The sequence below is a fragment of the Streptomyces aurantiaciflavus genome, assembly GCF_049808595.1.
GTDB lineage: Bacteria > Actinomycetota > Actinomycetes > Streptomycetales > Streptomycetaceae > Streptomyces.
The window spans coordinates 20,040-41,962 of record NZ_JBNCAQ010000053.1 but is presented as its reverse complement, the minus strand read 5'-3'; the positions used below and the strand labels follow the sequence as shown (position 1 = coordinate 41,962).

The 21,923-nt window shown below is 72.2% G+C and carries 22 protein-coding genes; 12 read left to right on the top strand and 10 right to left on the bottom strand.

The annotated features are described in order from the left end of the window. Positions 1-19: 19 nt before the first annotated feature. On the top strand, positions 20-562 hold the full coding sequence (locus ACPT94_RS39470) for a hypothetical protein (protein ID WP_360350171.1): 543 nt from the start codon (positions 20-22) through the stop codon (positions 560-562). Here the strand turns inward: ACPT94_RS39470 and ACPT94_RS39465 are convergent. The 4 genes from ACPT94_RS39465 to ACPT94_RS39450 form a co-directional block, all read right to left on the bottom strand. Then, the gene (locus tag ACPT94_RS39465) at positions 531-1,151 is read right to left on the bottom strand and encodes a Maf family protein (protein ID WP_360350174.1); all 621 of its coding nucleotides are present in this window, start codon (positions 1,149-1,151) and stop codon (positions 531-533) included. The genes ACPT94_RS39470 and ACPT94_RS39465 overlap by 32 nt on opposite strands. Positions 1,152-1,191: 40 nt before the next feature. After that, positions 1,192-1,320 (bottom strand): morphogenic membrane protein MmpB, encoded by a 129-nt coding sequence (mmpB, locus tag ACPT94_RS39460; RefSeq protein ID WP_360350177.1) that lies wholly within the window; start codon positions 1,318-1,320, stop codon positions 1,192-1,194. 216 nt (positions 1,321-1,536) lie between these two features. Continuing rightward, positions 1,537-1,743, bottom strand: a complete 207-nt coding sequence (locus ACPT94_RS39455; RefSeq protein WP_360350180.1) for an acyl-CoA carboxylase epsilon subunit — start codon at positions 1,741-1,743, stop codon at positions 1,537-1,539. A gap of 9 nt (positions 1,744-1,752) precedes the next feature. After that, on the bottom strand, positions 1,753-3,348 hold the full coding sequence (locus ACPT94_RS39450; protein ID WP_360350184.1) for an acyl-CoA carboxylase subunit beta: 1,596 nt from the start codon (positions 3,346-3,348) through the stop codon (positions 1,753-1,755). Positions 3,349-3,458: 110 nt separating this feature from the next. Here ACPT94_RS39450 and ACPT94_RS39445 point away from each other — a divergent pair, with 110 nt between their 5' ends. Together ACPT94_RS39445 and ACPT94_RS39440 are read left to right on the top strand one after the other, a co-directional pair. Beyond that, entirely contained in the window at positions 3,459-4,331 is an 873-nt protein-coding gene (locus ACPT94_RS39445; RefSeq protein ID WP_360350187.1) for a biotin--[acetyl-CoA-carboxylase] ligase, read from the top strand. Between the two features lie 678 nt (positions 4,332-5,009). Beyond that, positions 5,010-6,173, top strand: coding sequence for an adenylate/guanylate cyclase domain-containing protein (locus tag ACPT94_RS39440; protein WP_360350189.1), 1,164 nt, complete (start codon positions 5,010-5,012; stop codon positions 6,171-6,173). A 17-nt stretch (positions 6,174-6,190) separates the two neighbouring features. On the opposite strand, the gene ACPT94_RS39435 is transcribed toward ACPT94_RS39440, so the two are convergent. Continuing rightward, a complete protein-coding gene (locus tag ACPT94_RS39435) occupies positions 6,191-6,835 on the bottom strand; it encodes a hypothetical protein (protein ID WP_360350192.1) in 645 nt (214 codons plus the stop codon). A 231-nt stretch (positions 6,836-7,066) separates the two neighbouring features. Between ACPT94_RS39435 and ACPT94_RS39430 the strand changes: the two genes are divergently transcribed. From ACPT94_RS39430 to hutH, 3 genes are all read left to right on the top strand, one after another. Then, a complete protein-coding gene (locus ACPT94_RS39430) occupies positions 7,067-7,867 on the top strand; it encodes an enoyl-CoA hydratase/isomerase family protein (protein ID WP_360350195.1) in 801 nt (266 codons plus the stop codon). Positions 7,868-7,964: 97 nt separating this feature from the next. Next, entirely contained in the window at positions 7,965-9,134 is a 1,170-nt protein-coding gene (locus tag ACPT94_RS39425; RefSeq protein ID WP_360350198.1) for a GGDEF domain-containing protein, read from the top strand. 83 nt (positions 9,135-9,217) lie between these two features. Beyond that, positions 9,218-10,786, top strand: a complete 1,569-nt coding sequence (hutH, locus tag ACPT94_RS39420; RefSeq protein WP_360350273.1) for a histidine ammonia-lyase — start codon at positions 9,218-9,220, stop codon at positions 10,784-10,786. A 72-nt stretch (positions 10,787-10,858) separates the two neighbouring features. Here the strand turns inward: hutH and ACPT94_RS39415 are convergent, their stop codons facing one another. Continuing rightward, entirely contained in the window at positions 10,859-11,605 is a 747-nt protein-coding gene (locus ACPT94_RS39415; RefSeq protein ID WP_425245321.1) for a hypothetical protein, read from the bottom strand. Between the two features lie 84 nt (positions 11,606-11,689). Further along, positions 11,690-12,001: an LPXTG cell wall anchor domain-containing protein gene (locus ACPT94_RS39410; RefSeq protein WP_425245320.1), complete on the bottom strand. Its 312-nt coding sequence runs from the start codon at positions 11,999-12,001 to the stop codon at positions 11,690-11,692. Between the two features lie 109 nt (positions 12,002-12,110). Between ACPT94_RS39410 and ACPT94_RS39405 the strand changes: the two genes are divergently transcribed. The 4 genes from ACPT94_RS39405 (at position 12,111) to ACPT94_RS39390 (ending at position 16,321) form a co-directional block, all read left to right on the top strand. Then, positions 12,111-12,479 (top strand): hypothetical protein, encoded by a 369-nt coding sequence (locus ACPT94_RS39405; protein WP_425245319.1) that lies wholly within the window; start codon positions 12,111-12,113, stop codon positions 12,477-12,479. 239 nt (positions 12,480-12,718) lie between these two features. Next, positions 12,719-13,984, top strand: coding sequence for a L,D-transpeptidase (locus tag ACPT94_RS39400; RefSeq protein ID WP_360350210.1), 1,266 nt, complete (start codon positions 12,719-12,721; stop codon positions 13,982-13,984). Between the two features lie 146 nt (positions 13,985-14,130). After that, positions 14,131-15,591, top strand: coding sequence for an ABC transporter permease (locus ACPT94_RS39395; RefSeq protein WP_425245318.1), 1,461 nt, complete (start codon positions 14,131-14,133; stop codon positions 15,589-15,591). 46 nt (positions 15,592-15,637) lie between these two features. Next, complete coding sequence (locus ACPT94_RS39390; protein WP_425245317.1) at positions 15,638-16,321, top strand: ABC transporter ATP-binding protein; 684 nt, start codon at positions 15,638-15,640, stop codon at positions 16,319-16,321. A 144-nt stretch (positions 16,322-16,465) separates the two neighbouring features. On the opposite strand, the gene pdxR is transcribed toward ACPT94_RS39390, so the two are convergent. The 3 genes from pdxR to ACPT94_RS39375 are packed head-to-tail and all read right to left on the bottom strand — an operon-like array spanning position 16,466 to position 19,298. Further along, positions 16,466-17,956 (bottom strand): MocR-like pyridoxine biosynthesis transcription factor PdxR, encoded by a 1,491-nt coding sequence (gene pdxR, locus ACPT94_RS39385; RefSeq protein WP_360350275.1) that lies wholly within the window; start codon positions 17,954-17,956, stop codon positions 16,466-16,468. Positions 17,957-17,967: 11 nt separating this feature from the next. Next, entirely contained in the window at positions 17,968-18,687 is a 720-nt protein-coding gene (locus ACPT94_RS39380) for a B3/B4 domain-containing protein (RefSeq protein ID WP_425245316.1), read from the bottom strand. A 2-nt stretch (positions 18,688-18,689) separates the two neighbouring features. Further along, entirely contained in the window at positions 18,690-19,298 is a 609-nt protein-coding gene (locus tag ACPT94_RS39375; RefSeq protein ID WP_360350219.1) for a LysE family translocator, read from the bottom strand. Between the two features lie 176 nt (positions 19,299-19,474). Between ACPT94_RS39375 and ACPT94_RS39370 the strand changes: the two genes are divergently transcribed. Both ACPT94_RS39370 and ACPT94_RS39365 read left to right on the top strand, forming a co-directional pair. Then, the gene (locus tag ACPT94_RS39370) at positions 19,475-20,257 is read left to right on the top strand and encodes a group II truncated hemoglobin (protein ID WP_425245315.1); all 783 of its coding nucleotides are present in this window, start codon (positions 19,475-19,477) and stop codon (positions 20,255-20,257) included. 508 nt (positions 20,258-20,765) lie between these two features. After that, the gene (locus ACPT94_RS39365) at positions 20,766-21,923 is read left to right on the top strand and encodes a right-handed parallel beta-helix repeat-containing protein (RefSeq protein WP_425245314.1); all 1,158 of its coding nucleotides are present in this window, start codon (positions 20,766-20,768) and stop codon (positions 21,921-21,923) included.

The following is a 21,923-nucleotide window of genomic DNA, read 5'->3' as shown; positions in this document are numbered from 1 at the left end:
CGAAAGTGGGTGGGGACCGGTGGTGCGCAGACCGGTGGCAGCGATCGTGGCGGTCGTGCTCTTCGCGGAGGCACTCGGTGTCGCCGCGCTGAACTGGTTCCTCGGGATCGTCGTGGACCGGCAGGACATGTCCCTGGCGGGCCTGGACCCGGACACGATGTCGACGTCCTCGAAGATCGGCGGGATCGTCTTCGGTCTCTACTTCGCCCTGTGCGGTCTGGTCGCCCTGCTGGTGGCGCTGCGGGGCCGCCCGCCGGCCGGCCTCGGCCGCGTCCTGCTGATCAGCGCCGCGGTGGTGCACGGCCTGCTGGGCGCGTTCGTCTGGGGGCTCGTGGGCTGGCCGGCGTTCCTGTTCATGGTGGTCGTGCTCGCGCTCATCGTGCTGCTGCTGATGGGCTACGACCGGCAGGAGGGCGCGGGCGCCGCGGAACCCCGTGACGCCGGCCCGCAGGACGGCGGATCCAGGGACGGCGGGCCGCAGGACGGCGGATCACAGGACGACGGGCCGAAGAACGAGGGTCCCGCCCCGATCACTCCGCCGACGGCGCCCACAACTCCGTGATGCCGACCCCCAGTTCGGCCAGCAGCCGCCGCAGGAGGGGCAGGCTGATACCGATGACGTTGCCGTGGTCGCCGTCGATGCCGTCGATGAACGGGGCCGAACGGCCGTCGAGGGTGAACGCCCCGGCGACGTAGAGCGGCTCGCCCGAGGCGACGTACGCGGCGATCTCCTCGTCCGTCGGCTCCCCGAAGCGGACCACGGTGGAGGCGACGCCGGAGGTGTAGCGCCCGCTGGTGGTGTCGTAGACGCAGTGGCCGGTCTGGAGCGTGCCCGCGCGGCCGCGCATCGCCTTCCAGCGGGCGGTGGCCTCCTCGGCGTCCGCGGGCTTGCCGAGGGCCTCGCCGTCCAGGTCGAGGACCGAGTCGCAGCCGATCACCAGAGCACCCATGACCTCCGGCTTCGCCGCCACCACGGAGGCCTTCGCCTCGGCGAGGGCGAGCGCCAGCTCGGCGGGGGTGGGGGCGGTGACGGCGTCCTCGTCGACCCCGCTCACGATCACCTCGGGGTCGAGCCCGGCCTGCCGCAGCAGACCCAGCCGGGCGGGGGACTGGGAGGCGAGCACGAGTCGACGGCGCGGCTGATCAGTCATGGGCTCAGCGTAGCGCTGACGCCGGTCCGGGCAGGTTCCGTCATCCGAGGCCGATCACGATCATCGCCAGCATCATGGCCAGGGCCAGGAAGAGGCCGAGACGCCGCAAGGTCTCCTGCATGTCGCGCAGTTCCTTGGGCGGCTCGTTCTCGGGGTCGGACCACAGCATGGTTCCAGGGTGCGGGAGGCTGCCGCCGGGCCGCCTGAGTACGCGTACTCAATGTCTTCGGCGCATCCGGTGCATCCGGCGTATCCGGCGTATCCGGTGTATTCGGCGTATTCGGCCCGCAGTCGGTGGTTCTCCGACCGCGGGCCGGTGGGGCTTGTCGCGCCGCCGCGCGGAGCCGCATGTCGATACGGTCCCGCGCCCCCGGGTGGGCTGCGCTCAGCTCGGCCAGTACGTGCGGGCCCAGGACGCCTGGCCCGGTCGCGGCAGCCGGTGTCCCGCGATGCGCGACGGGTCGGACCAGGCGTCCTTCGTCGTCGGTGCGCCGGGTGGCGTGGTGGACGCCGCCGCGGCGCGGGCCCTGACCACCGCCAGTGCGGCGGCCAGCTCCTCAGGGGTCGGGTTGCCCCGTACGACCTTGATCACAGCGGCTCCTTACAGGGGGATGTTGCCGTGCTTCTTCGGAGGCAGGGATTCCCGCTTGGTACGCAGTTGACGCAGGCCGCGCACGACGTGGCGGCGAGTGTCGGACGGCATGACCACGGCGTCGATGTAGCCGCGCTCGGCCGCGATGTAGGGGTTGAGGAGGGTGTCCTCGTACTCCTGGATCAGCCGGGCGCGCACCGCCTCCAGATCCTCGCCGTTCGCCTCGGCCTCCGCGATGGTGCGGCGGTGCAGGATGTTGACCGCGCCCTGGGCGCCCATGACGGCGATCTGGGCGGTCGGCCAGGCCAGGTTGAGGTCGGCGCCCAGGTGCTTGGAGCCCATGACGTCGTACGCCCCGCCGAAGGCCTTGCGGGTGATGACCGTGATCAGCGGGACGGTCGCCTCCGCGTAGGCGTAGATCAGCTTGGCGCCGCGGCGGATGATGCCGTCGTGCTCCTGGTCGACGCCGGGCAGGAAGCCCGGGACGTCGACGAAGGTGATGACGGGGATGTTGAAGGCGTCGCAGGTCCGCACGAAGCGCGCGGCCTTCTCGCTCGCCTTGATGTCCAGGCAGCCCGCGAACTGCATCGGCTGGTTCGCGACGATCCCGACCGGGTGCCCCTCGACGCGGCCGAAGCCGGTGAGGATGTTCGGCGCGAACAGCGGCTGCGTCTCGAAGAACTCGGCGTCGTCCAGGACGTGCTCGATCACCGTGTGCATGTCGTACGGCTGGTTCGCGCTGTCCGGGACGAGCGTGTCCAGCTCCAGGTCCTCGTCGGTGACGGAGAGGTCCGCCTCCTCCGGGAACACCGGGGCCTCGCTGAGGTTGTTCGACGGCAGGTACGACAGCAACTGCTTGACGTACTCGATGGCGTCCTTCTCGTCGCCGGCCATGTGGTGCGCCACACCGGACGTGGAGTTGTGGGTGCGGGCGCCGCCCAGCTCCTCGAAGCCGACGTCCTCGCCCGTGACCGTCTTGATGACGTCCGGGCCGGTGATGAACATGTGCGAGGTCTGGTCGACCATCACGGTGAAGTCGGTGATCGCGGGGGAGTAGACCGCGCCGCCCGCGCAGGGTCCGACGACCAGGCTGATCTGCGGGATGACACCGCTGGCGTGCGTGTTGCGGCGGAAGATCTCGCCGTACGCGCCGAGCGAGGCCACGCCCTCCTGGATGCGGGCGCCGCCGGAGTCGTTGATGCCGATGACCGGGCAGCCGGTCTTCAGCGCGAAGTCCATGACCTTGACGATCTTCTGGCCGTAGACCTCGCCGAGGGCGCCGCCGAAGACGGTGAAGTCCTGGGAGAAGACGGCGACGGGCCGGCCGTCCACGGTCCCGTATCCGGTCACGACCCCGTCCCCGTAGGGGCGGTTCTTGTCGAGGCCGAAGTTGGTGGAGCGGTGGCGGGCGAACTCGTCCAGCTCGACGAAGGACCCCTCGTCGAGGAGGAGTTCGATGCGCTCACGGGCCGTCAGCTTGCCCTTCGCGTGCTGCTTCTCGACGGCACGTGTGGAGCCGGCGTGCGTCGCCTCCTGAACGCGGCGCTGGAGATCCGCGAGCTTTCCCGCGGTCGTGTGGATGTCGATCTCTTCCGGCTCGGACATCGGGATGCGGCTCCCTGCCTGCTCAAAAGGGGGGACGGTTACTCATCCGTAGCGTAGTGGTGTGCCTCTGCATCGGCAGTGCGGCGTTTACCACACCTAGGGTGGCTTGCATGACGCCGCGAGATGCATCAGGAAACTCAGCAAACAGCAGCCGGTGGGCCGATCTCGAACGGCCGCCCCTCAACGCCGCGAGTCTGCGCCGGGGGCTGGTGCGGGAGGGAGGGCTGTGGACCGGGGTGGACGTGGTGCAGCGGACCGGGTCCACGAACTCCGACCTCGTGGCTCTGGCGGCCGCGGGGAAGGCGGCGGAGGGGGCTGTGCTGGTCGCCGAGGAGCAGACCTCCGGGCGCGGCCGGCTCGACCGGCAGTGGACGGCGCCCGCGCGGTCCGGGATCTTCTTCTCCGTGCTCCTGAGGCCGGCCGAGGTGCCCGTGGAGCGGTGGGGGTGGCTGCCGCTGCTGACGGGGATCGCGGTGGCGACGGGGCTGTCGCGGGCCGCGGGGGTGGATACGGCGCTCAAGTGGCCGAACGACCTGTTGGTGACCGTCGGCGGGGAGGAGCGCAAGGCCGGGGGGATCCTCGCGGAGCGGGTCGGGGCGGACGGGGTGGTGCTGGGCGTCGGCGTCAACGTCACGTTGCGGGCCGAGGAGCTGCCGGTGCCGCAGGCGGGGTCGCTGGCGCTGGCCGGGGCGGTGAGTACGGATCGGGATCCGTTGCTTCGGGCTGTGCTGCGGGCGTTGGAGGAGTGGTACGGGCGGTGGCGGGGGGCCGGGGGTGATCCTGCGGTGAGCGGCGTGCAGGAGACCTATGCGGCGGGGTGCGCGACGTTGGGGCGGGTGGTGCGGGCCGAGTTGCCGGGGGAGCGGGCTGTTGTGGGGGAGGCGGTGGCTGTGGACGGGGACGGGCGGCTGGTGATCGCGACGGGGGAGGGGGTGCGGGAGCCGGTGGGGGCGGGGGACATCGTGCACCTGCGACCTGCGTGAGGTGCTCCGCCCCTGCGGGGGGCTCCGCCCTTGGACTCTGTGCGGGGCTGTGCCCCATCGTCCCCGGGGCTCCGCCCTTGGACCCCGTGCGGGGCTGCGCCCCTGCGCCCCCTGCGGGGCTGCCGCCCCGCACCCCGCTTCGGCCCTGAACGGGCCTCGTCCTCAAACGCCGGACGGGCTGAGGTACCTGACCGGCGCTCGTTGGGCACCGTCGGCCGGGCTGAGATGCCTGTGTGGCGCTCGTCAGGGACCGGCGGGCGGGGTGAGATGCCTGTGCGGTGCTCGTCAGGGACCGGCGGGCGGGGTGAGATGCCTGTGTGGCGCTCGTCAGGGACCGGCGGGCGGGGTGGGCTGTGGGCTGCGGCGGCTGCTTCTTGTTCGAGCGAGTCGGGTGGTGGGTGGGCATAGGCCGGGGGTCTGGGGGCGGAGCCCCCAGCGGGGTGTGGATCGGGGGCGGTGCCCTGGCGAGTGGTGGGTGCGGGGTACGGGGGGCGGGGAGTGCCCAGGTGGTGCGGGGGCTGGGGGCGGGGGCCCCAGTCGGGCCCGCTGGGGGTGCAGGGGGCGGAGTCCCCGGCGTCGGAGACCCCTGCTCCACCTAACGGAGTGAGCTGGCGCACACCTGCCGTAGAGTTGAGGCCGGTCGATACCTGACCGCGATAGATCGGAAGGGCAGCAGGCGTGACCGTCGACGACACGGGCTCCGGCGCGGGCGCGGACGGCCGGATTGACCCTCCGCCACTCTCGGCTTCGCTCGAGCGGGGGGACCCACAGGCCGCCGAACCCGGCGACGACCCGCTCGCCCTGCGTCTCGAGCAGCTCATCCTCGGCGCCGAGCGGCGCTACACCCCTTTTCAGGCGGCCCGCAGCGCCGGCGTCTCCATGGAGCTGGCGTCCCGCTTCTGGCGGGCGATGGGCTTCGCCGACATCGGGCAGGCCAAGGCGCTCACCGAGGCCGACGTGCTGGCCCTGCGCCGGCTCGCCGGTCTCGTCGAGGCGGGGCTGCTGAGCGAGGCGATGGCGGTGCAGGTGGCGCGGTCCACGGGGCAGACCACCGCCCGGTTGGCCGAGTGGCAGATCGATTCCTTCCTGGAGGGGCTGACCGAGCCCCCCGAGCCGGGCATGACCCGCACCGAGGTCACCTATCCGATCGTCGAGCTGCTGCTGCCCGAGCTGGAGGAGTTCCTCGTCTACGTGTGGCGTCGGCAGCTCGCCGCCTCCGCCGGGCGCGTCGTCCAGGCCGCCGACGACGAGGAGATGGTCGACCGGCGGCTCGCGGTCGGGTTCGCGGATCTCGTCGGGTTCACGCGCCTGACCCGTCGTATGGAGGAGGAGGAGCTCGGCGAACTCGTCGAGGCCTTCGAGACCACCGCCGCCGACCTCGTCGCCGCGCGCGGCGGGCGGCTCATCAAGACGCTCGGTGACGAGGTCCTCTACGCCGCCGACGACGCCGGGACCGCCGCCGACATCGCCCTGCGTCTCGTCGAGACCATGAGCAACGACGAGACCATGCCCGAGCTGCGCGTCGGCATGGCCTTCGGCACCGTCACCACCCGGATGGGCGATGTGTTCGGTACGACCGTCAACCTGGCCTCGCGGCTGACCTCGATAGCCCCACGGGACGCCGTCCTCGTCGACAGTGCCTTCGCCGAGGAGCTCATCCGTACCGGCGACGCACCCTCCTCCGAGGCGGAGGCCGCGGAGGAGGCGGCTGCCGCCGAGAAGGAGGGCAAGGAACCGCCCGTCTACCGGTTCGCGCTCCAGCCGATGTGGCAGCGGCCCGTGCGCGGACTCGGCGTGGTCGAGCCCTGGCTGCTCACCCGGCGGGGCAACGGGAGCGAGTGAGCGACGAGTGAGCCCCGTCAGCGCGGGGCGCTGAGCGGGTCCACGCACAGGCCGATCACCGGTACGCAGATGCCGGGCTGCTCCGGCTGCGGAGCGGGTACGGCGGTGGTGGGGGTCGGTGCCGGTGTACGTGCGGGTGCAGGTGTGGGTGTCAGTGCCGGCGTCGGAGTGGGTGTGCTCGGCTGTCGGGCGGTGGTCGCCGGGGGCGTGGTCGGCGGGGCAGGTGCGGTCGTTCGTGGTGGGGACGGGGTGAGTGAGGCCGCGTAGGGGCCGCTCGGTGTGCGGACCGGGGTCGTCGGGGACGCGGTCGGGGCGCCGCTGCCCATGGGCGCGGGGGCCGTCGGTGCCGCCTCCGGGGTCGGGTCCGCCGTGGCGGCCGCACGGGTCGTGTCCGCGGTGGGCTCCATGCGCGGTTCCGCCTCCGCCGTGCCCAGGCCTCCCACGCCCGGGTCCGGTGTCAGGCGGACGAGGCTCAGGGCGCCGGCCGCCAGGGCCAGGCCGCCCGCGGCGAACAGGACCTTGCGGGGGCGGGGGCGGCGGTGCCGGCCTCGGGTGCGGGGGGTCCGGAGAAGGGCGGTCGGCTCGGGGTCCGTGGGTTCCCCGCCCGCCTCGCCTCGATATCCGTAGGTCCCGGTCTGCGTTTTCACCGGTGTGGTCGTCATCGCGCTCCCTCCCCGAGGTGGTTGCGCCCCCTCCGCGCCGTGGCGGACGCACGTTATGCGCTTCCGTGGGCGGTGCGGGCGGAGTCGGGCGAGATGTCACTCGAACGGGTTGACGGGGGGTCCCCTCGGTCTCTCCGGCCGCTCGTTCCCCGGTTCGGCCTTTCCCCGGTCCCGCCCGGCTGCGATGATCGGGCGAGCCAGGTAGTTAACCCGCGTTAACCGGAGGGTGTCATGAGCGAGGAACGGTTCGGGGAGTTCGTGCTGGTGCGGCGGCACGGGGACGGGCATGTCGCGGAGCTGGCCCTCGACCGGCCCAAGGCCATGAACGCCGTGTCGACCGAGATGGCCCGGTCCATCGGGGCGGCCTGTACGGCGCTGGGCGACGACAAGGGCGTACGGGTGGTCGTCCTCACCTCGACGCATGAGCGGGCCTTCTGCGTCGGGGCCGACCTGAAGGAGCGGAACTCCCTCAGCGACGCCGAGTTGGTGCGGCAGCGGCCGGTGGCGCGGGGGGCGTACACCGGCGTGCTGGAACTGCCGGTGCCGACGGTCGCGGCGGTGCACGGGTTCGCGCTGGGGGGCGGGTTCGAGCTGGCGCTCGCGTGCGACGTGATCGTGGCCGACCGCACGGCGGTGGTGGGGTTGCCCGAGGTGTCGGTCGGGGTGATTCCGGGGGGCGGGGGTACGCAGCTGCTGCCCCGGCGGGTGGGGGCGGCCCGGGCGGCCGAGCTGATCTTCAGCGCGCGGCGGGTGGAGGCCGCGGAGGCGCGGCAGCTGGGGCTGGTGGACGTGCTGGTGGAGGAGGGGCGGGACCGGGAGGAGGCGCTGGCGTTGGGCGCGCGGATCGGGGCCAACTCACCGGTGGGGCTGCGTGCGGCCAAGCGGGCCCTGCGGCTGGGGCAGGGGCTGGATCTGCGGGCCGGGCTGGAGGTCGAGGACGCGGCCTGGCGGTCGGTGGCCTTCTCGGGGGACCGGGCGGAGGGGGTCGCGGCCTTCAACGAGAAGCGGAAGCCGGAGTGGCCGGGGGAGTGAGTTCCCTCGGCGCCCCTGAATAGGGGACGCGGTACCACCGACACTCCACCGCCCACCTGGTGTCCCGTTTGTAAGTAAATATCCCTAGCCTGGTGAGATGGGTGAGGACAGACGCCTCGCGGCCGTGGTGGCGCTGGCGCAGGGGATGGCGGCCGCGCACACGCCCCGGGAGTCGTGGCGTGCGGCGGCGCTCGGGGCGTGCCGGGCGCTGGCCGGCGCCTTCGCCGCGCTCTCGGTGTGGGAGCGGGAACTGGGGCGGCTGCGGGTCCTCGTCAACGTGGGGGACCGGGCGCCCGACGAGGAAGAGTTCCCGGAGGGCGAGGCCTACCCGGTGCACCAGTTCCCGGAGATCACCGAGTTCCTGCACGAACGCTGGGTGTCCGGGGGCGAGCCCCACGCGTGGGTGGAGACGGCGGACGGGCCCGCCGCCGGGCGGCCCGGCCACCGCCATCAGGGGGCGCCTCCCGGTGTCAGCTGGGGGAGGGTCGCCGCCCTGCGCCGGCGCGGACGCGGCTCCTGCGTCGTCGCGCCGATCGTGCTGCACGGCCGCGCCTGGGGCGAGCTGTATGTGGCCCGCTCCTCCGGCACCCCCGTCTTCGACCGCGCCGACGCCGACTTCGCCACCGTCCTGGCCGCCGTCGTCGCCGCCGGGATCGCGCAGACCGAGCGGCTGGAGGAGGCGCGTCGGCTCGCCTTCACCGACGCCCTCACCGGCCTGGCCAACCGCCGCGCCGTCGACGTACGGCTGGAGGAGGCGGTCGAGCGGCATCGGGCGCGGGGGGAGGTCGTGAGCCTGGTGGTGTGCGACCTCAACGGGCTGAAGCGGGTGAACGACACCCAGGGGCACGCCGTCGGGGACCGGCTGCTGGAGCGGTTCGGGTCCGTGCTGTCGCTGTGCGGGGCAATGCTGCCGGGGGCGCTGGCCGCGCGGCTCGGCGGGGACGAGTTCTGTCTGCTCGCCGTGGGGCCGCCCGCCGACGACGTCGTCAAGGTCGCCGAAGAACTCTGCCGCCGGGCCGGCGAGTTGGAGCTCGGTGAGGGCGTGGCCTGCGGGGTCGCCTCCACCGGGGACCCCATCGGGCCCGTGCGCTCCGCCCGCCGGCTCTTCCGGCTCGCCGACGCCGCCCAGTACCGCGCCAAGGCCCTACGGGCCGTCCGGCCGGTCGTCGCGGGGCGGCAGGGGCCCGACGACCCCGTCGTCCGCCTCGCCGACGAGCCGCCCCGGGGGCCGTCGGCCGAGCGGCGGCGCTTCCGTGGGCGGCACTGACACGGTGACCTGTCGGTAAGGGGCGAACCCCGCCCCCACTGGTGACATCTTCGTCTTCACTGCGTACGCTCCTGAATATGGATATGCACATTGTGGTGGTGGGGACTTCCGGGGTGACCGCGTCCGACGTGCTCGCCGTGGCGCGCGGCGGCGCCCGGGTCGAGCTGTCCGAGGAGGCGGTGGCGGCCCTCGCCGCGGCCCGCGAGATCGTCGACGCGCTGGCCGCCAAGCCCGACCCCGTCTACGGCGTCTCCACCGGTTTCGGCGCCCTCGCCACCCGGCACATCAGCCCGGAGCTGCGCGCGCAGCTCCAGCGCAACATCGTCCGCTCGCACGCCGCCGGCATGGGGCCGCGCGTCGAGCGGGAGGTCGTACGGGCGCTGATGTTCCTGCGGCTCAAGACCGTCTGCTCCGGGCACACCGGCGTACGGCCCGAGGTCGCGCAGACCATGGCCGACCTGCTGAACGCCGGCATCACCCCGGTCGTCCACGAGTACGGCTCCCTCGGCTGCTCCGGCGACCTCGCCCCGCTCTCGCACTGCGCCCTCGCACTCATGGGCGAGGGGGACGCCGAGGGCCCGGACGGCGTCGTACGGCCCGCCGGTGAGCTGCTCGCCGCGCACGGGATCGCGCCCGTCGAGCTGCGCGAGAAGGAGGGGCTCGCCCTCCTCAACGGCACCGACGGCATGCTCGGCATGCTGATCATGGCCCTGGACGACCTCGACACCCTCTACAAGTCCGCCGACGTCACGGCGGCGCTCTCGCTCGAGGCCCTCCTCGGCACCGACAAGGTCCTCGCGCCCGAGCTGCACGCCATCCGCCCGCACCCGGGGCAGGGCGCCAGCGCCGCCAACATGCTGGCCGTGCTGAAGGGTTCCGGGCTGACCGGGCACCACCAGGACGACGCGCCCCGCGTCCAGGACGCCTACTCGGTGCGCTGCGCCCCGCAGGTCGCCGGCGCCGGACGGGACACCATGGCCCACGCCCGGCTGGTCGCCGAGCGGGAGCTCGCCTCGGCCGTCGACAACCCCGTCGTCCTGCCTGGGGGCACCTCCCAGGCTTTCGGCACTGGGGGAGGGCGCGTCGAGTCCAACGGCAACTTCCACGGCGCCCCCGTGGCCTACGTCCTCGACTTCCTCGCCATCGCCGCCGCCGACCTCGCCTCGATCGCCGAGCGCCGTACCGACCGGCTGCTGGACAAGAACCGCAGCCACGGGCTGCCGCCGTTCCTCGCGGACGACGCCGGCGTCGACTCCGGCCTCATGATCGCCCAGTACACGCAGGCCGCGCTGGTGAGCGAGCTGAAGCGGCTGGCCGTACCGGCCTCCGCGGACTCGATCCCGTCCTCCGCGATGCAGGAGGACCACGTCTCGATGGGCTGGTCGGCGGCGCGCAAGCTGCGCACCGCCGTCGACAACCTCACACGCGTGATCGCCGTCGAGCTGTACGCCGCCACGCGCGCCGTGGAGCTGCGCGAGGGGCTCACGCCGGCGCCGGCGACCCGGGCGGTCCTCGACGCCGTACGGGAAGCGGGAGTTCAGGGTGCCGGTCCCGACCGGTTCCTGGCGCCCGACCTCGCGGCGGCCGACGCGTTCGTGCGGGACGGGCGGCTCGTCGCGGCCGTGGAGACGGTCACCGGGCCGCTGCGGTAGCAGACGGGCCGGGGCCCTGCCGTCGTGGGTGACGGCAGGGCCCCGGTGTCGATGTGCGTACCCGAGCGAGGACTACTTGAGCTTGGCGACCTGCGCCTGGACCACGGCCGCCGGGATCTCGGTCTTGTCGCCGCCCGCGAGCGCGGCGAAGTTCACCGTGTAGAACGTGGCGATGGTGTTGCCCTTGCGGATCACCTCGGTGTGGAAGGTGGCCGTGCCCTCGCCGTCCATGTCGACGTCCTCGGCGAACGCGATCGCCTCGTCGCCGCCTCCCGTGCCCTTCTCCGAAGTGACCTTGGTGACCTTGGACTTCTCGCCCCCGGCGGCCAGGCCGTACCCGCCGGCACAGGCCGTCACGCCGTCGGAGACGGCCTTCATGGCCTTCTCGGCGCCGTCACCCGCGTACGAGGAGAGGCCCACGAACGTCATGTCGATGTTGAAGGCCTCCGCAAGGTCCGCCGGGGACTTGGTGGCGCTCGACGCCTTGTCCTCCGAGACGGTGTTACTGGCGTTCGCGTCCGTGTCGCCCGGCGCCAGCGCGGCCGTGGCCCAGGCGAGCGGGTCGCACGCCGCCTTGTCCGTCTTCACCTCGGCCTTGGATTTCGGGAGGGTGTCGTCGCCCGACGCGACCTTGTACCCCTTGACCTCGCCCTGCGCGAGAAGCAGCTTCTCCAGCTCGGCCGCGGTCAGCGCGGCGGCGGCCGGGGCCGACGACGAGGCGGCGGAACCGGTCCCCGAACCGGAACCCTTGGACCCCTTGTCCTTCTTCGACCCGTCGCTCGAACAGCCGCTGATGAGGGCGAGCGAGAGAGTGCTCACCACGGTCACGGCACACAGCCGCGCCCCCCAAGATCTCTTCATGAGCGGACTATGAAGGTTGGGTCAAGTAAGCGTCAAATCAATTCACAGACCGAGGCGTTCGCGGCGAACGGAATAAACCACGAACCCCGCACCCAGGGCGAGCAGCGTCGTTCCGCCGATCACGTACGGGGTGGTGTCGAAGCTTCCGGTGTCGGCGAGGCGGACGCCGTCGGTGTCGGCCGAGGTGTTGGTGGCCGTCGTGTCCGCGGCCCGCGCCTGGGTCGTGGCCTGCGGCGTCACGTCCGTTCTCACCGGGGCGTCCTGGGTCGCGTTGGCGTTCGGGACGAACCACAGGGCACCCAGCAGGGTCCCCGCGGCGGTGGCGGTCAGCAACGGACGGCGAGCGGATGACACGGAATATCGATCCCCTTGTGGCGCTGGCGAATTGGCCGTGTGGGCAGATGCTAATGAAAGGCGCGGGTCGCGGGAAAGTTGCGGGAGGCGAGAGCCGTACGCTCCGGGCATGAGCACTGAAGAGACATCCCGATATGTCCGGCTTCGCGTCGAGCTTGTCCTCGAGATCGAGAACGAGGACGCCGTGACCAAGGCCGCCCTGCGGCGGATCGCGGCGGACCCGGAGGCGCCGGAGAGCGAGCGGGCGCACGCCGAGAGCGCTGTGACGGAAGACACCGCCGAGGCCCTCGCCTATCTCGTCGACCCGTTCGACCTGGTCAGCGAGGTGCCGGGGGTCGAACTCCAGCAGGCCTCCTGGTCGAGTGAGCCGATCGACTACGACCCTGACTCGCCGGACTGGGACCTCGACGAGGATGATGTCGAGGAAGATGACGAGGCGGACGGCGAAGAGGGCGGCCGCACGGGCGGCATCGGCTGAGCCTCTCGGGGAATTCGTGACCCCGGGCGGCAACCGCCGGCCGGGGTTTCGTCGTCTCAAGGGGCGCACTGACCGACACCCGCGCCACGGGCCCCGGCGGACCCTTCCGCCTCGGCGGTTTCCACCGCTCCCGCGGACGTGGCGTGGCCCACACATCAGGAAGATGTGGAACGGGACGAACCGGTCGTAGCGTTGATGTTCTTTGACGGGGACTCTCGGGGTTTCGGGAATCGGCAACGATGGAGAAGCGTGTGATGACGAACAGTAGGCGGCGCAGGGGTCTGAGGACCGCGTCCGCACTGCTCGGCAGTGTTCTGTTGCTCTCTGCGTGTTCCGGCGGCGACAGCAGCGCCTCCGACGGCGGAAACGGCAGTTCCTCCCAGGCCAAGGCCGACGAGGCCGCGGCCCAGAAGGCTTCCGAGGCACAGATCAAGATCACGCCCGCGGACGGCTCGGACAACGCCTCCATCAACAACTCGGCGGCCGTCACGGTGAGCAAGGGCACGCTCACCCAGGTGACGATGACCACCGCCGACGGCAAGGCCGTCGAGGGCGAGCTCTCCGCCGACAAGACCAGCTGGAAGCCCAGCGTCCAGCTCGAGCGCTCCACCACCTACAAGCTCGCGGCGACCGCGAAGGACTCCAAGGGGCTCGAGGCCCACGAGAACGCGTCCTTCACGACGGTCTCCCCGGACAACAGCTTCATAGGCAACTTCACGCCCGAGGACGGCTCCACCGTCGGCGTGGGCATGCCGGTGTCGATCAACTTCAACAAGGAGATCACCAACAAGGCCGCCGTCCAGAAGGGCATCACGGTCACCTCCAGCAGCGGCCAGGAGGTCGTCTGCCACTGGTTCAACACCCAGCGCATGGACTGCCGGCCCCAGGACTACTGGCAGGAGGACTCCACCGTCACGCTGAAGCTCGCGCTCGACGGCGTCGAGGGCGCCCAGGGCGTCTACGGCGTCCAGCAGAAGACGGTCACCTTCAAGATCGGCCGCAACCAGGTCACGTACGTCGACGCGAAGACCAAGCAGATGAAGGTCACGCAGGACGGCAAGACCATCCGCACCATCCCGATCTCCGCCGGCTCGCCCGACAACAAGACGTACGAGGGCCAGATGGTGATCTCCGAGAAGTTCAAGGAGACCCGGATGAACGGCGCGACGGTCGGCTTCACCGACGACGACGGCAAGGGCGAGTACGACATCAAGGACGTGCCGCACGCCATGCGCCTGACCACCTCCGGCACCTTCGTGCACGGCAACTACTGGGGCGCCAAGTCCATCTTCGGCTCGGTGAACACCAGCCACGGCTGTGTCGGCCTGTCCGACACCAAGGGCGCCAACGACCCGAACACGCCGGGTGCCTGGTTCTACAACAACTCGATCGTCGGTGACGTGGTGGTCGTCCAGAACACCGGCGACAAGACGGTCTCGCCGGACAACGGCCTCAACGGCTGGAACATGGACTGGGCCCAGTGGAAGGCGGGTTCGGCCGTCTGACGGCCCTCCCCCGACAGCCGGGTCACAGCTGACCGATGCCGCCCCCAGGGGCGGCATCGGTGTTTCCGGGGCCGGACACGGCCTTCTCATCCGTCTCTTATCAGCGCCTTATCCCTTCATCAGGGTGCGTACCTAGCTTGCGGCGCATGTTCTTCACCTACCTGAGGCGCGAACTGCGCCGCCGCAGAAAGGCGGCCCTCGTCGTCGCCTCCGGCCTCGCGCTGGGCATCGCGCTGGTCATCGTGGTCACCTCCGTGTCCTCCGGCATGGGAAAGGCCCAGGACAAGGTCCTGCAGTCCCTGTACGGGCTGGGGACGGACATGACGGTCACCAAGGCCGCCTCGCCCACCGCGAACGCCTCCGAGCGGCCGCGCTTCCAGTTCGACGCGCAGGACAACGACTCCGGCGAGGAGCAGAGCAGTGACCGCGTGTTGGTGCAGGGCTTCCAGACCCTGTCGGCCTCGACCGTCACCAAGGTCGGCGAGCAGAACGGTGTCGCGGACGCGGTCGGCGGGCTGAGCCTCCAGGTCATCAAGGTCAGCGGCCAGTTCACCCGCGGCCAGTTCCAGCAGAACGGCACCGGCGGCCAGCAGGGCGGCCCGGGCGGCGCCGGCGGCGGGAGCGGCCAGCCGCAGGGCGAAGTACGGGGCGGCGGCGCGAACTTCGACGTCAACAACTACTCCGTCTACGGCACCGACGTGACCCGGCCGGCGCTCGGCCCGCTGACCTCCTCCAAGATCACCAGCGGCCGTACCTTCAAGTCCACGGAGACCGACGCCAAGGTCGCCGTGCTCGACTCGGCGTACGCCAAGGAGAAGAAGCTCAAGGTCGGCTCCACCGTCACCATCAAGAGCGTCAAGTTCAGCGTGATCGGCATCGCCACCGCCGACAGCGGTGACTCGGCCGCCAACGTGTACATCCCGCTGACGCAGGCGCAGACGCTCAGCGACTCCAAGGACAAGGTCACCACGATCTACGTCCAGGCGACCGACTCCCAGAAGATCGACAGCGTCAAGTCGGCGATCCAGAAGAACGTTTCGGGGACGACGGTGACGACGTCGGCCGACCTCGCGGACACGGTGTCCGGCTCCCTGTCGACGGCGTCCTCGCTCGCCACCAGCGTCGGCAAGTGGCTGTCCATCGCGGTGCTGATCGCCGCGTTCCTCGTCGCCGGGCTGCTCACCTCCTCCGCGGTGTCGCGACGGGTGCGGGAGTTCGGCACGCTGAAGGCACTCGGCTGGAAGTCCGGACGGGTCACCCGGCAGGTGGTCGGGGAGGCCATGGTCAACGGACTGCTGGGCGGAGCGCTGGGCATCGCGCTCGGTCTGGCGGGAGCGTATGCCGTGACGGCGATCAGCCCCACGCTGCAGGCCCAGTTGGGCGGCGGTGGCGGTGGCGGCCAGGGCGGTCCCGGCGGCGGGGGCTTCGGCGGCCCCGGGCGGCAGGCCGCGAAGACGCTGGACGTCGTGCTGACCGCGCCCGTGAGTGTGACGACCGTGGCGATCGCCGTCGGCCTCGCCGTGGCCGGTGGGCTGATCGCGGGGGCGTTCGGCGGCTGGCGGGCTTCCCGACTGCGGCCGGCGGACGCGCTGAGGCGCGTCGAGTGACCGACGCCGACACCCCGACGCCCCGACCACACCCAGGAGTTGACCCATGTACGAACTCAGAGACGTCACCAAGCGCTACACCCGCGGCAAGGAGACCGTCCACGCCCTCGACGGCGTCGATCTGACCATCCCGGACGGGGACCGGCTCGTCATCCAGGGCCCCACCGGCGGCGGCAAGTCCACCCTGCTGCAGATGCTCGGCGGGCTCGACCGGCCCTCCGAGGGCGAGGTCGTGCTCGACGGCGTCGACCTCGCCAAGCTGTCCGAGGCCAAGCTGACGCAGGTGCGCAGCCAGAACATCGGCTTCGTCTTCCAGGCCTTCAACCTCATCCCGACGCTCACCGCGCAGGAGAACGTGGAGACCGCTCTCGTCCCCCTGGGCGTGAGCGCGAAGGAGCGGCGCGAACGGGCCGCCGAGGCGCTGACCTCCGTAGGGCTCGGCGAACGGCTCGGGCATCTGCCCGGTGAGATGTCCGGAGGCCAGCAGCAGCGCGTGGCCATCGCCCGCGCGCTGGTGAAGCGGCCCAAGGTGCTGCTCGCCGACGAGCCCACCGGCAACCTCGACGAGTCCATGCGCGACGAGATCATGGACGTGCTCGAGACGCTGTGGAAGGAGCACGGGCTGACTTTCATCATGGTCACCCACGACTCCTCGATCGCGAAGAAGGCCCAGCGGCTGGCGACGATCCGCAAGGGCAAGATCACGGTGAAGGAGAACGCCGTCTCCTGACGGACCCCGGGTCTGTCCAGCCGTCCCGCACGGGCCGGTGAGGGGGAGGGCTGTGTGGGCGGTGCGGCGGGGCGGCGCGGGTCGGCTCGGCGGGCTTCGGGCCGGTGCGGGTCAGGCCTGTCCGGGGGGTCAGGTCATCCCGGGTCAGGTCAGTTCGCGTAGTGCCTCGCCGAGGGCCGCGACTCCTTCGGGGATGACGCCGGCCGGGGTGGCCGCGTAGCCGAGGACGAGGCCGGGGCGGCCGGGGAGTTGGCGGTGCCAGGACAGCGGCTGGCACTTCACGCCCCGGGCGAGCGCGGCGGCGGCCAGCTCGGTGTCCGGGACGTCGGGCGCGTAGGTGACCGTGAGGTGCAGGCCGGCCGCCGCGCCGTGCACCACCGCGCCCGGCAGTCGTTCGGCGAGGGCGTGGATCATCGCGTCGCGGCGGCGCCGGTGACGGCCGCGCAGCATCCGCAGATGCCGCTCCAGGCCGCCGGACTCCATCAGCCGGGCGAGGACGAGTTGCGGCAGCACCGCGTTGCCGAGGTCGGTGAAGCGTTTCGCGTCGACCAGCGCGTCCCGGTGGCGGCGCGGCGGCACCACCCAGCCGATCCGCAGCGCGGGCGCGAGCAGTTTGGACACGCTGCCCAGGTAGCAGACCTGGTCGTCGAGGAGGGCGCGCAGCGCGGGCACCGGCGGCCGGTCGTAGCGGTGTTCGGCGTCGTAGTCGTCCTCGATGATCAGGCCGCCGTCCGCCGCCCAGCCCAGCAGTTCCCGGCGGCGCTCGCCGCTGGTCACCACGCCGGTGGGGAACTGGTGGGCGGGCGTGAGCAGCACCGCGCGGGCGCCGGTGGCGCGCAGCGCGTCCACCCGTACGCCTTCCTCGTCGACCGGCACCGGCGGGGTGGCCAGGCCGCCGTTCTCCAGGTGCTGCCGGCTGCCGAGCGAGCCGGGGTCCTCGACGGCGACGGCGTCGACGCCCTCGGCCCGCAGGACCGGGTGCAGCAGGGTGAGGGCCTGTGCGGTGCCGGCGACGACGAGGACCTCGTCCGGCTCCACGCGGATGCCGCGACCGCGTGCCAGCCAGCCGGTGAGGGCGCGGCGCAGCTCCGGGGCGCCGTGCGGATCGCCGTAGCCGAGGTGCTCGGCGGACAGCTCGGAGAGCACGGCCCGTTCCGCGCGCAGCCAGGCCGAGCGGGGGAAGGCGGTGAGGTCGGGCCGGCCGGGCGTGAAGTCGATACGGGCGGGGGCGGCGCGCAGCGCGTCGAAGACGTCGGCGCCCGGTCGCCCGAGGAACGGCGCGCCCGTCACGGCGGGGCCTTGTGCGGCCGGCACGGGCGGCGCGGCGGGGGAGACCGCGACCACGACCGTTCCGCCGCGCCGGCGCCCTTCGACATGGCCGTCCTCGGTCAGCCGCCGGTACGCCTCGGCGACCACCCCGCGGGAGACGCGCAGTTCGGCGGCGAGCACCCGGGTCGGCGGCAGCCTGCTGCCCACCGTCAGCCGGCCGTCGGCCATCGCCCGCCGCAGCTGCCGCACCAGCCAGTCCGCCTTGCCGCCGGGAGGCGCGTCATCGGCGTCGAGCTGCAGGAAGTCCGACCCGTGGGCCGGGGATCCGACGCCCGCCGCCTGTTCCCTCTCGGTCACCCGGCCCATGCTGCCACGGGTCACCCGGGCCCCTGTCCGCCGTCCGGCCAGACGAACTCCGGCGCGGCGGAGGAGAGGACGGTGGTCGTGGGCTCGGCCGGCCAGTGCGCGGCCAGCTCCTCGGCGACGGTCTTCAACAGCTCCGGCACGGTCTGCCCACCGCCGTCGTGCAGGGCCTCCGCCACCACGAGGATCCGACGGGTGTCCGCGCCGACCGCGGAGTGGCCGCTCTGCCGGTTGGTCCAGCGGCGGGCATGGGAGCGTCCGGCCGAGTCGGCGAAGATCACCTCGCCGGGCGCGGGATGCTCGACGCCGCCGCCGAAGGCCGTGTACTCCTCGTCGCCGCGCGCGGGGCGCACCTCCAGCAGCGGACCGGCGATGCGGTCGGCGTCGAGGGCCGCCACCGGGACGGCGTACGCGGCGGAGATCGCGTTGCACAGGTCGACCACCGGATGGATGCGCGGCAGGCTCCCCTCCTTCCGCAGCCGCCGCAGCAGCGACTCCGAGGCACACCGGTACTGCGTCGGCCGGAGCCCCATCCGGGTGAACGCCCGCCGCCAGGCCAGCACTTCGGGGAACCCGCTCTCGCTGCCGGCCGCCAGCCGCTCCAGGGCGCGGGCGGTGTACTCGGCTACACGCGGGCCGACGTCGGCGGAGGCGTCGACGCCGGTGGCGTACAGGGCGCCGGCCGTGAGGCCGGGGTGGTCGGAGCGGACGGCGTCCGCGTGCCGGAACCGCATGCTCACGCCACCGCCAGCCGCGCGCTCAGTCCCACGAAGCAGGCGGCGAACACCCGGCGCACCCCGGTCATCACCCCGGGCCGGGCCAGCAGCCGGTCGCGTACGGCGGCGGCGCACCACCCGTAGGCGGCGAACACGACGAAGGTGAGCGCCATGAAGACGGCCCCGAGCCGCAGCATCGCGCCGACGGAGCCGGAGCCGGACTCCCCGGCGGGGACGAACTGCGGCAGGAAGGCGACGAAGAAGATCGTGAGCTTCGGGTTGAGCAGGTTGACCAGCACCGCGGAGCCGATCACCCGGGCCGCGGACCGCTCCCCGGCCCCCTCCACGGCCAGGGCCCCCTTCTCCCGCACCACGGCCCAGGCCATGTACAGCAGATAGCCGACGCCCAGGTACTTCACCGTCTCGTAGGCGACCGCGCTGGTGTGCAGCAGCGCGGCGAGGCCGGTGATCGTGGCCGCCAGGTGCGGCACGATCCCGAGGGTGCAGCCGAAGGCGGCGACCACGCTCGCCCGGCGGCCGTGGGCCAGCCCGGCGGCGAGGGTGTACACCACCCCGGTGCCGGGGGTGACCGCCACGACCAGGGCGGTCAACAGGAACGCGATGCTCAAGGAAACCTCCGGGAAGCTCGACGCACGTGCCGGCCCTCACCCTGCCGGGCCCATGGCCCACTCGACAGGGCCAAAGCGAGCGGCTTGGACAGGTCCAAAAAGCCTCCCGCTGAGCGCTGAGCGAACGCGACGCCGGAGGGGCAGCCTCCACCGTCCCGTTGTGCTTGCGTGATCCCATGACCGCCGAGACAGCCAGCACAGTCATCGAGTACATCCGGTACCGCATCCCCGAAGAGCGCTCCGCGGAGTTCCTCGCCGCCTACACCCGCGCCGCACCCCACCTGGCGGCCTCACCCCACTGCGTCGACTACGAACTCACCCGCTGCGAGGAGGACTTCGCACACTTCGTCCTGCGCATCACCTGGACGTCCACCGAGGACCACCTCCAGGGCTTCCGCACCTCCGACCTGTTCCCGGCCTTCCTCGCGGAGATCCGACCGTACGTCGGCGACATCGAGGAGATGCGCCACTACAAGCCCACGTCCGTGCGCGGCCGGGGCTCCGCCGTGCCCACCCTGTACGAGTGGGCGGGCGGCGCCGAGGCCTTCTCCCGCCTGACGGAGGTCTTCTACGCCAAGGTGCTCGACGACGACCTCCTGGCCCCGGTCTTCGCGGGCCTCGCCCCCGAGCACGCAGCGCATGTCGCCCTCTGGCTCGCGGAGGTCTTCGGCGGACCCGAGGCCTACTCCGCGACCCAGGGCGGCCACAGCCACATGGTCGCCAAGCACTTCGGCCGCGGCATCACCGAGCCCCAGCGCCGCCGCTGGGTCGAGCTCATCCAGGACGCGGCCCACGAGGCCGGCTTCCCCACGGACGCGGAGTTCCGCTCGGCCTTCCTCGCGTACGTCGAGTGGGGCACCCGTCTCGCCGTGTACTTCTCGGGCCCGGACGCGAAGCCGCCGGCGGAACAGCCGGTGCCGAAGTGGGGGTGGGGGATGGCGCCGCCGTACCAGGGCTGACGGGACGGTTGCTGCTCAGGCCTGGGGCCGGCTGATGCGGTCGGCCCGACGGTGGCTGGTGACGAGGGGGCGTACATCGGACCGTCGGCGCTGCTCTCCGCGCGAGGGCAGGGGACAAGCAGCCCGTCCGGCGACCGGGGACGAGGCCTGTTCAGGGCAGAAGCGGGGGTCTGGCGGCGGCAGCCCCCGGAACGAGGCCCGCGCCGGCACGGGGCACCTGTCGGGCGGAGTGCCTGAGACTCCGCGCCCGGCACTAGCCGCACCGTGGGCGGGCGCTGCTCCAGCCTCGTGACGCCGGACGGATCGCATCGTCCCCGGACGACACCGCGGGCGCCCGCGACGCCGAGGCGCCCGCGGCCACCGAACCTCCCGCCCAAGGTTTCTGACGCCACAGCACGAAGACCGGCGTTCACCCCCCTGGCTCGTCCCGGAGGGCGGAACCGCGCGCGCTGGAGATCCTGATCACAGCGGGGATCCAACCGGGCCCCCACGGAACAAGGAGTCTCCCGTGCGATTCGCACCCAAGGCGGGCAGCACGCTCGCGGCCGCCGGACTGGCCCTCGGCCTCGCCACGATCCCCGCCCCCGCCCACGCCGCACCGATCATGTGTGACGAGGCGGCCCTCGTGGCCGCCATCAACGCGGCCAACCTGGCCGGTGGCGGCACCATCGACCTCGCCCCGAACTGCGTCTACTCCCTCGATACGGCCCAGTCCCCCGTCGGCGACAGTGGACCGAACGGGCTACCGGTGATCACCGAGCCCATCATCATCAACGGCTCCAACTCCGTCATCGAACGCGCCGCCGCGGCCGGCGCCCCGAAGTTCCGCCTCTTCGAGGTCGGCGGCACGGACGGCGAGCTCACCCTCAACAAGGTCACCCTGCGGGGTGGCAACCCCGCCGACCTGGGCAGCGAGGACGGCGGTGCCGTCCTGGTCGACGCCGGCCGCGTCCTGGCCGTCAACAACAGCGTCCTTTCCGGCAACAGCGCTCAGGAGGGCGGCGCCATCGCTTCCCTCACCGGCAGCAGCACCACGATCTCCAGCAGCGTCGTCAGAGACAACGTCGCCTCCTTCGGCGGCGGCGGCGTCTACAACCTCGGCGGCAGCGTCACGGCCCGCTCCAGCGTCGTGTCGGACAACAAGGCCGACCACGGCAGCGGCATCCACAATCTCGGCACCCTGGTCCTGCAGTCCAGCGTCGTGCGGAACAACTCCGCCCCGCTCATGGGAGGCGTGGGGGGCGGCGTCTACAACACCGGCACCGCGACGATCAGCAGCAGCGTCGTGCAGAAGAACACCGCCGGCATCGGCGGCGGCCTCTTCAACCTCACCGGCTCCATGACCGTCAACCTCAGCGCCATCAGCGGGAACACCGCGGACAACGAGGGCGGCGGAATCCGCAACTACGCCACGCTCAACGTCACTTCCTCCACCCTCTCGAGCAACAAGGTCACCGCCGCGGGCTCCCAGGGCGGCGGCCTCTACAACGGCACGGGCACGGCGACCCTTACGCAGACCTTCGTGGCGGGCAACAGCGCCGTGCTCGAAGCCGGCGGCATCTACGAGAACCCCGGCAGCACGGTCACCCTGGTGGGCGGCGCCGTCACCGGCAACACCCCCAACAACTGCCGGCCCTCCGGAGCCGTCCCCGGCTGCGTCAACTGA

Coding starts and splice junctions, on each gene's coding strand:
- ACPT94_RS39465 (WP_360350174.1), bottom strand. CDS start 1,151: ATGACTGATCAGCCGCGCCGTCGACTCGTGCTCGCCTCCCAGTCCCCC.
- mmpB (WP_360350177.1), bottom strand. CDS start 1,320: ATGCTGTGGTCCGACCCCGAGAACGAGCCGCCCAAGGAACTGCGCGAC.
- ACPT94_RS39450 (WP_360350184.1), bottom strand. CDS start 3,348: ATGTCCGAGCCGGAAGAGATCGACATCCACACGACCGCGGGAAAGCTC.
- ACPT94_RS39445 (WP_360350187.1), top strand. CDS start 3,459: ATGACGCCGCGAGATGCATCAGGAAACTCAGCAAACAGCAGCCGGTGG.
- ACPT94_RS39435 (WP_360350192.1), bottom strand. CDS start 6,835: ATGACGACCACACCGGTGAAAACGCAGACCGGGACCTACGGATATCGA.
- ACPT94_RS39430 (WP_360350195.1), top strand. CDS start 7,067: ATGAGCGAGGAACGGTTCGGGGAGTTCGTGCTGGTGCGGCGGCACGGG.
- ACPT94_RS39425 (WP_360350198.1), top strand. CDS start 7,965: ATGGGTGAGGACAGACGCCTCGCGGCCGTGGTGGCGCTGGCGCAGGGG.
- hutH (WP_360350273.1), top strand. CDS start 9,218: ATGCACATTGTGGTGGTGGGGACTTCCGGGGTGACCGCGTCCGACGTG.
- ACPT94_RS39405 (WP_425245319.1), top strand. CDS start 12,111: ATGAGCACTGAAGAGACATCCCGATATGTCCGGCTTCGCGTCGAGCTT.
- ACPT94_RS39400 (WP_360350210.1), top strand. CDS start 12,719: ATGGAGAAGCGTGTGATGACGAACAGTAGGCGGCGCAGGGGTCTGAGG.
- ACPT94_RS39395 (WP_425245318.1), top strand. CDS start 14,131: ATGTTCTTCACCTACCTGAGGCGCGAACTGCGCCGCCGCAGAAAGGCG.
- ACPT94_RS39390 (WP_425245317.1), top strand. CDS start 15,638: ATGTACGAACTCAGAGACGTCACCAAGCGCTACACCCGCGGCAAGGAG.
- pdxR (WP_360350275.1), bottom strand. CDS start 17,956: ATGGGCCGGGTGACCGAGAGGGAACAGGCGGCGGGCGTCGGATCCCCG.
- ACPT94_RS39380 (WP_425245316.1), bottom strand. CDS start 18,687: ATGCGGTTCCGGCACGCGGACGCCGTCCGCTCCGACCACCCCGGCCTC.
- ACPT94_RS39370 (WP_425245315.1), top strand. CDS start 19,475: ATGACCGCCGAGACAGCCAGCACAGTCATCGAGTACATCCGGTACCGC.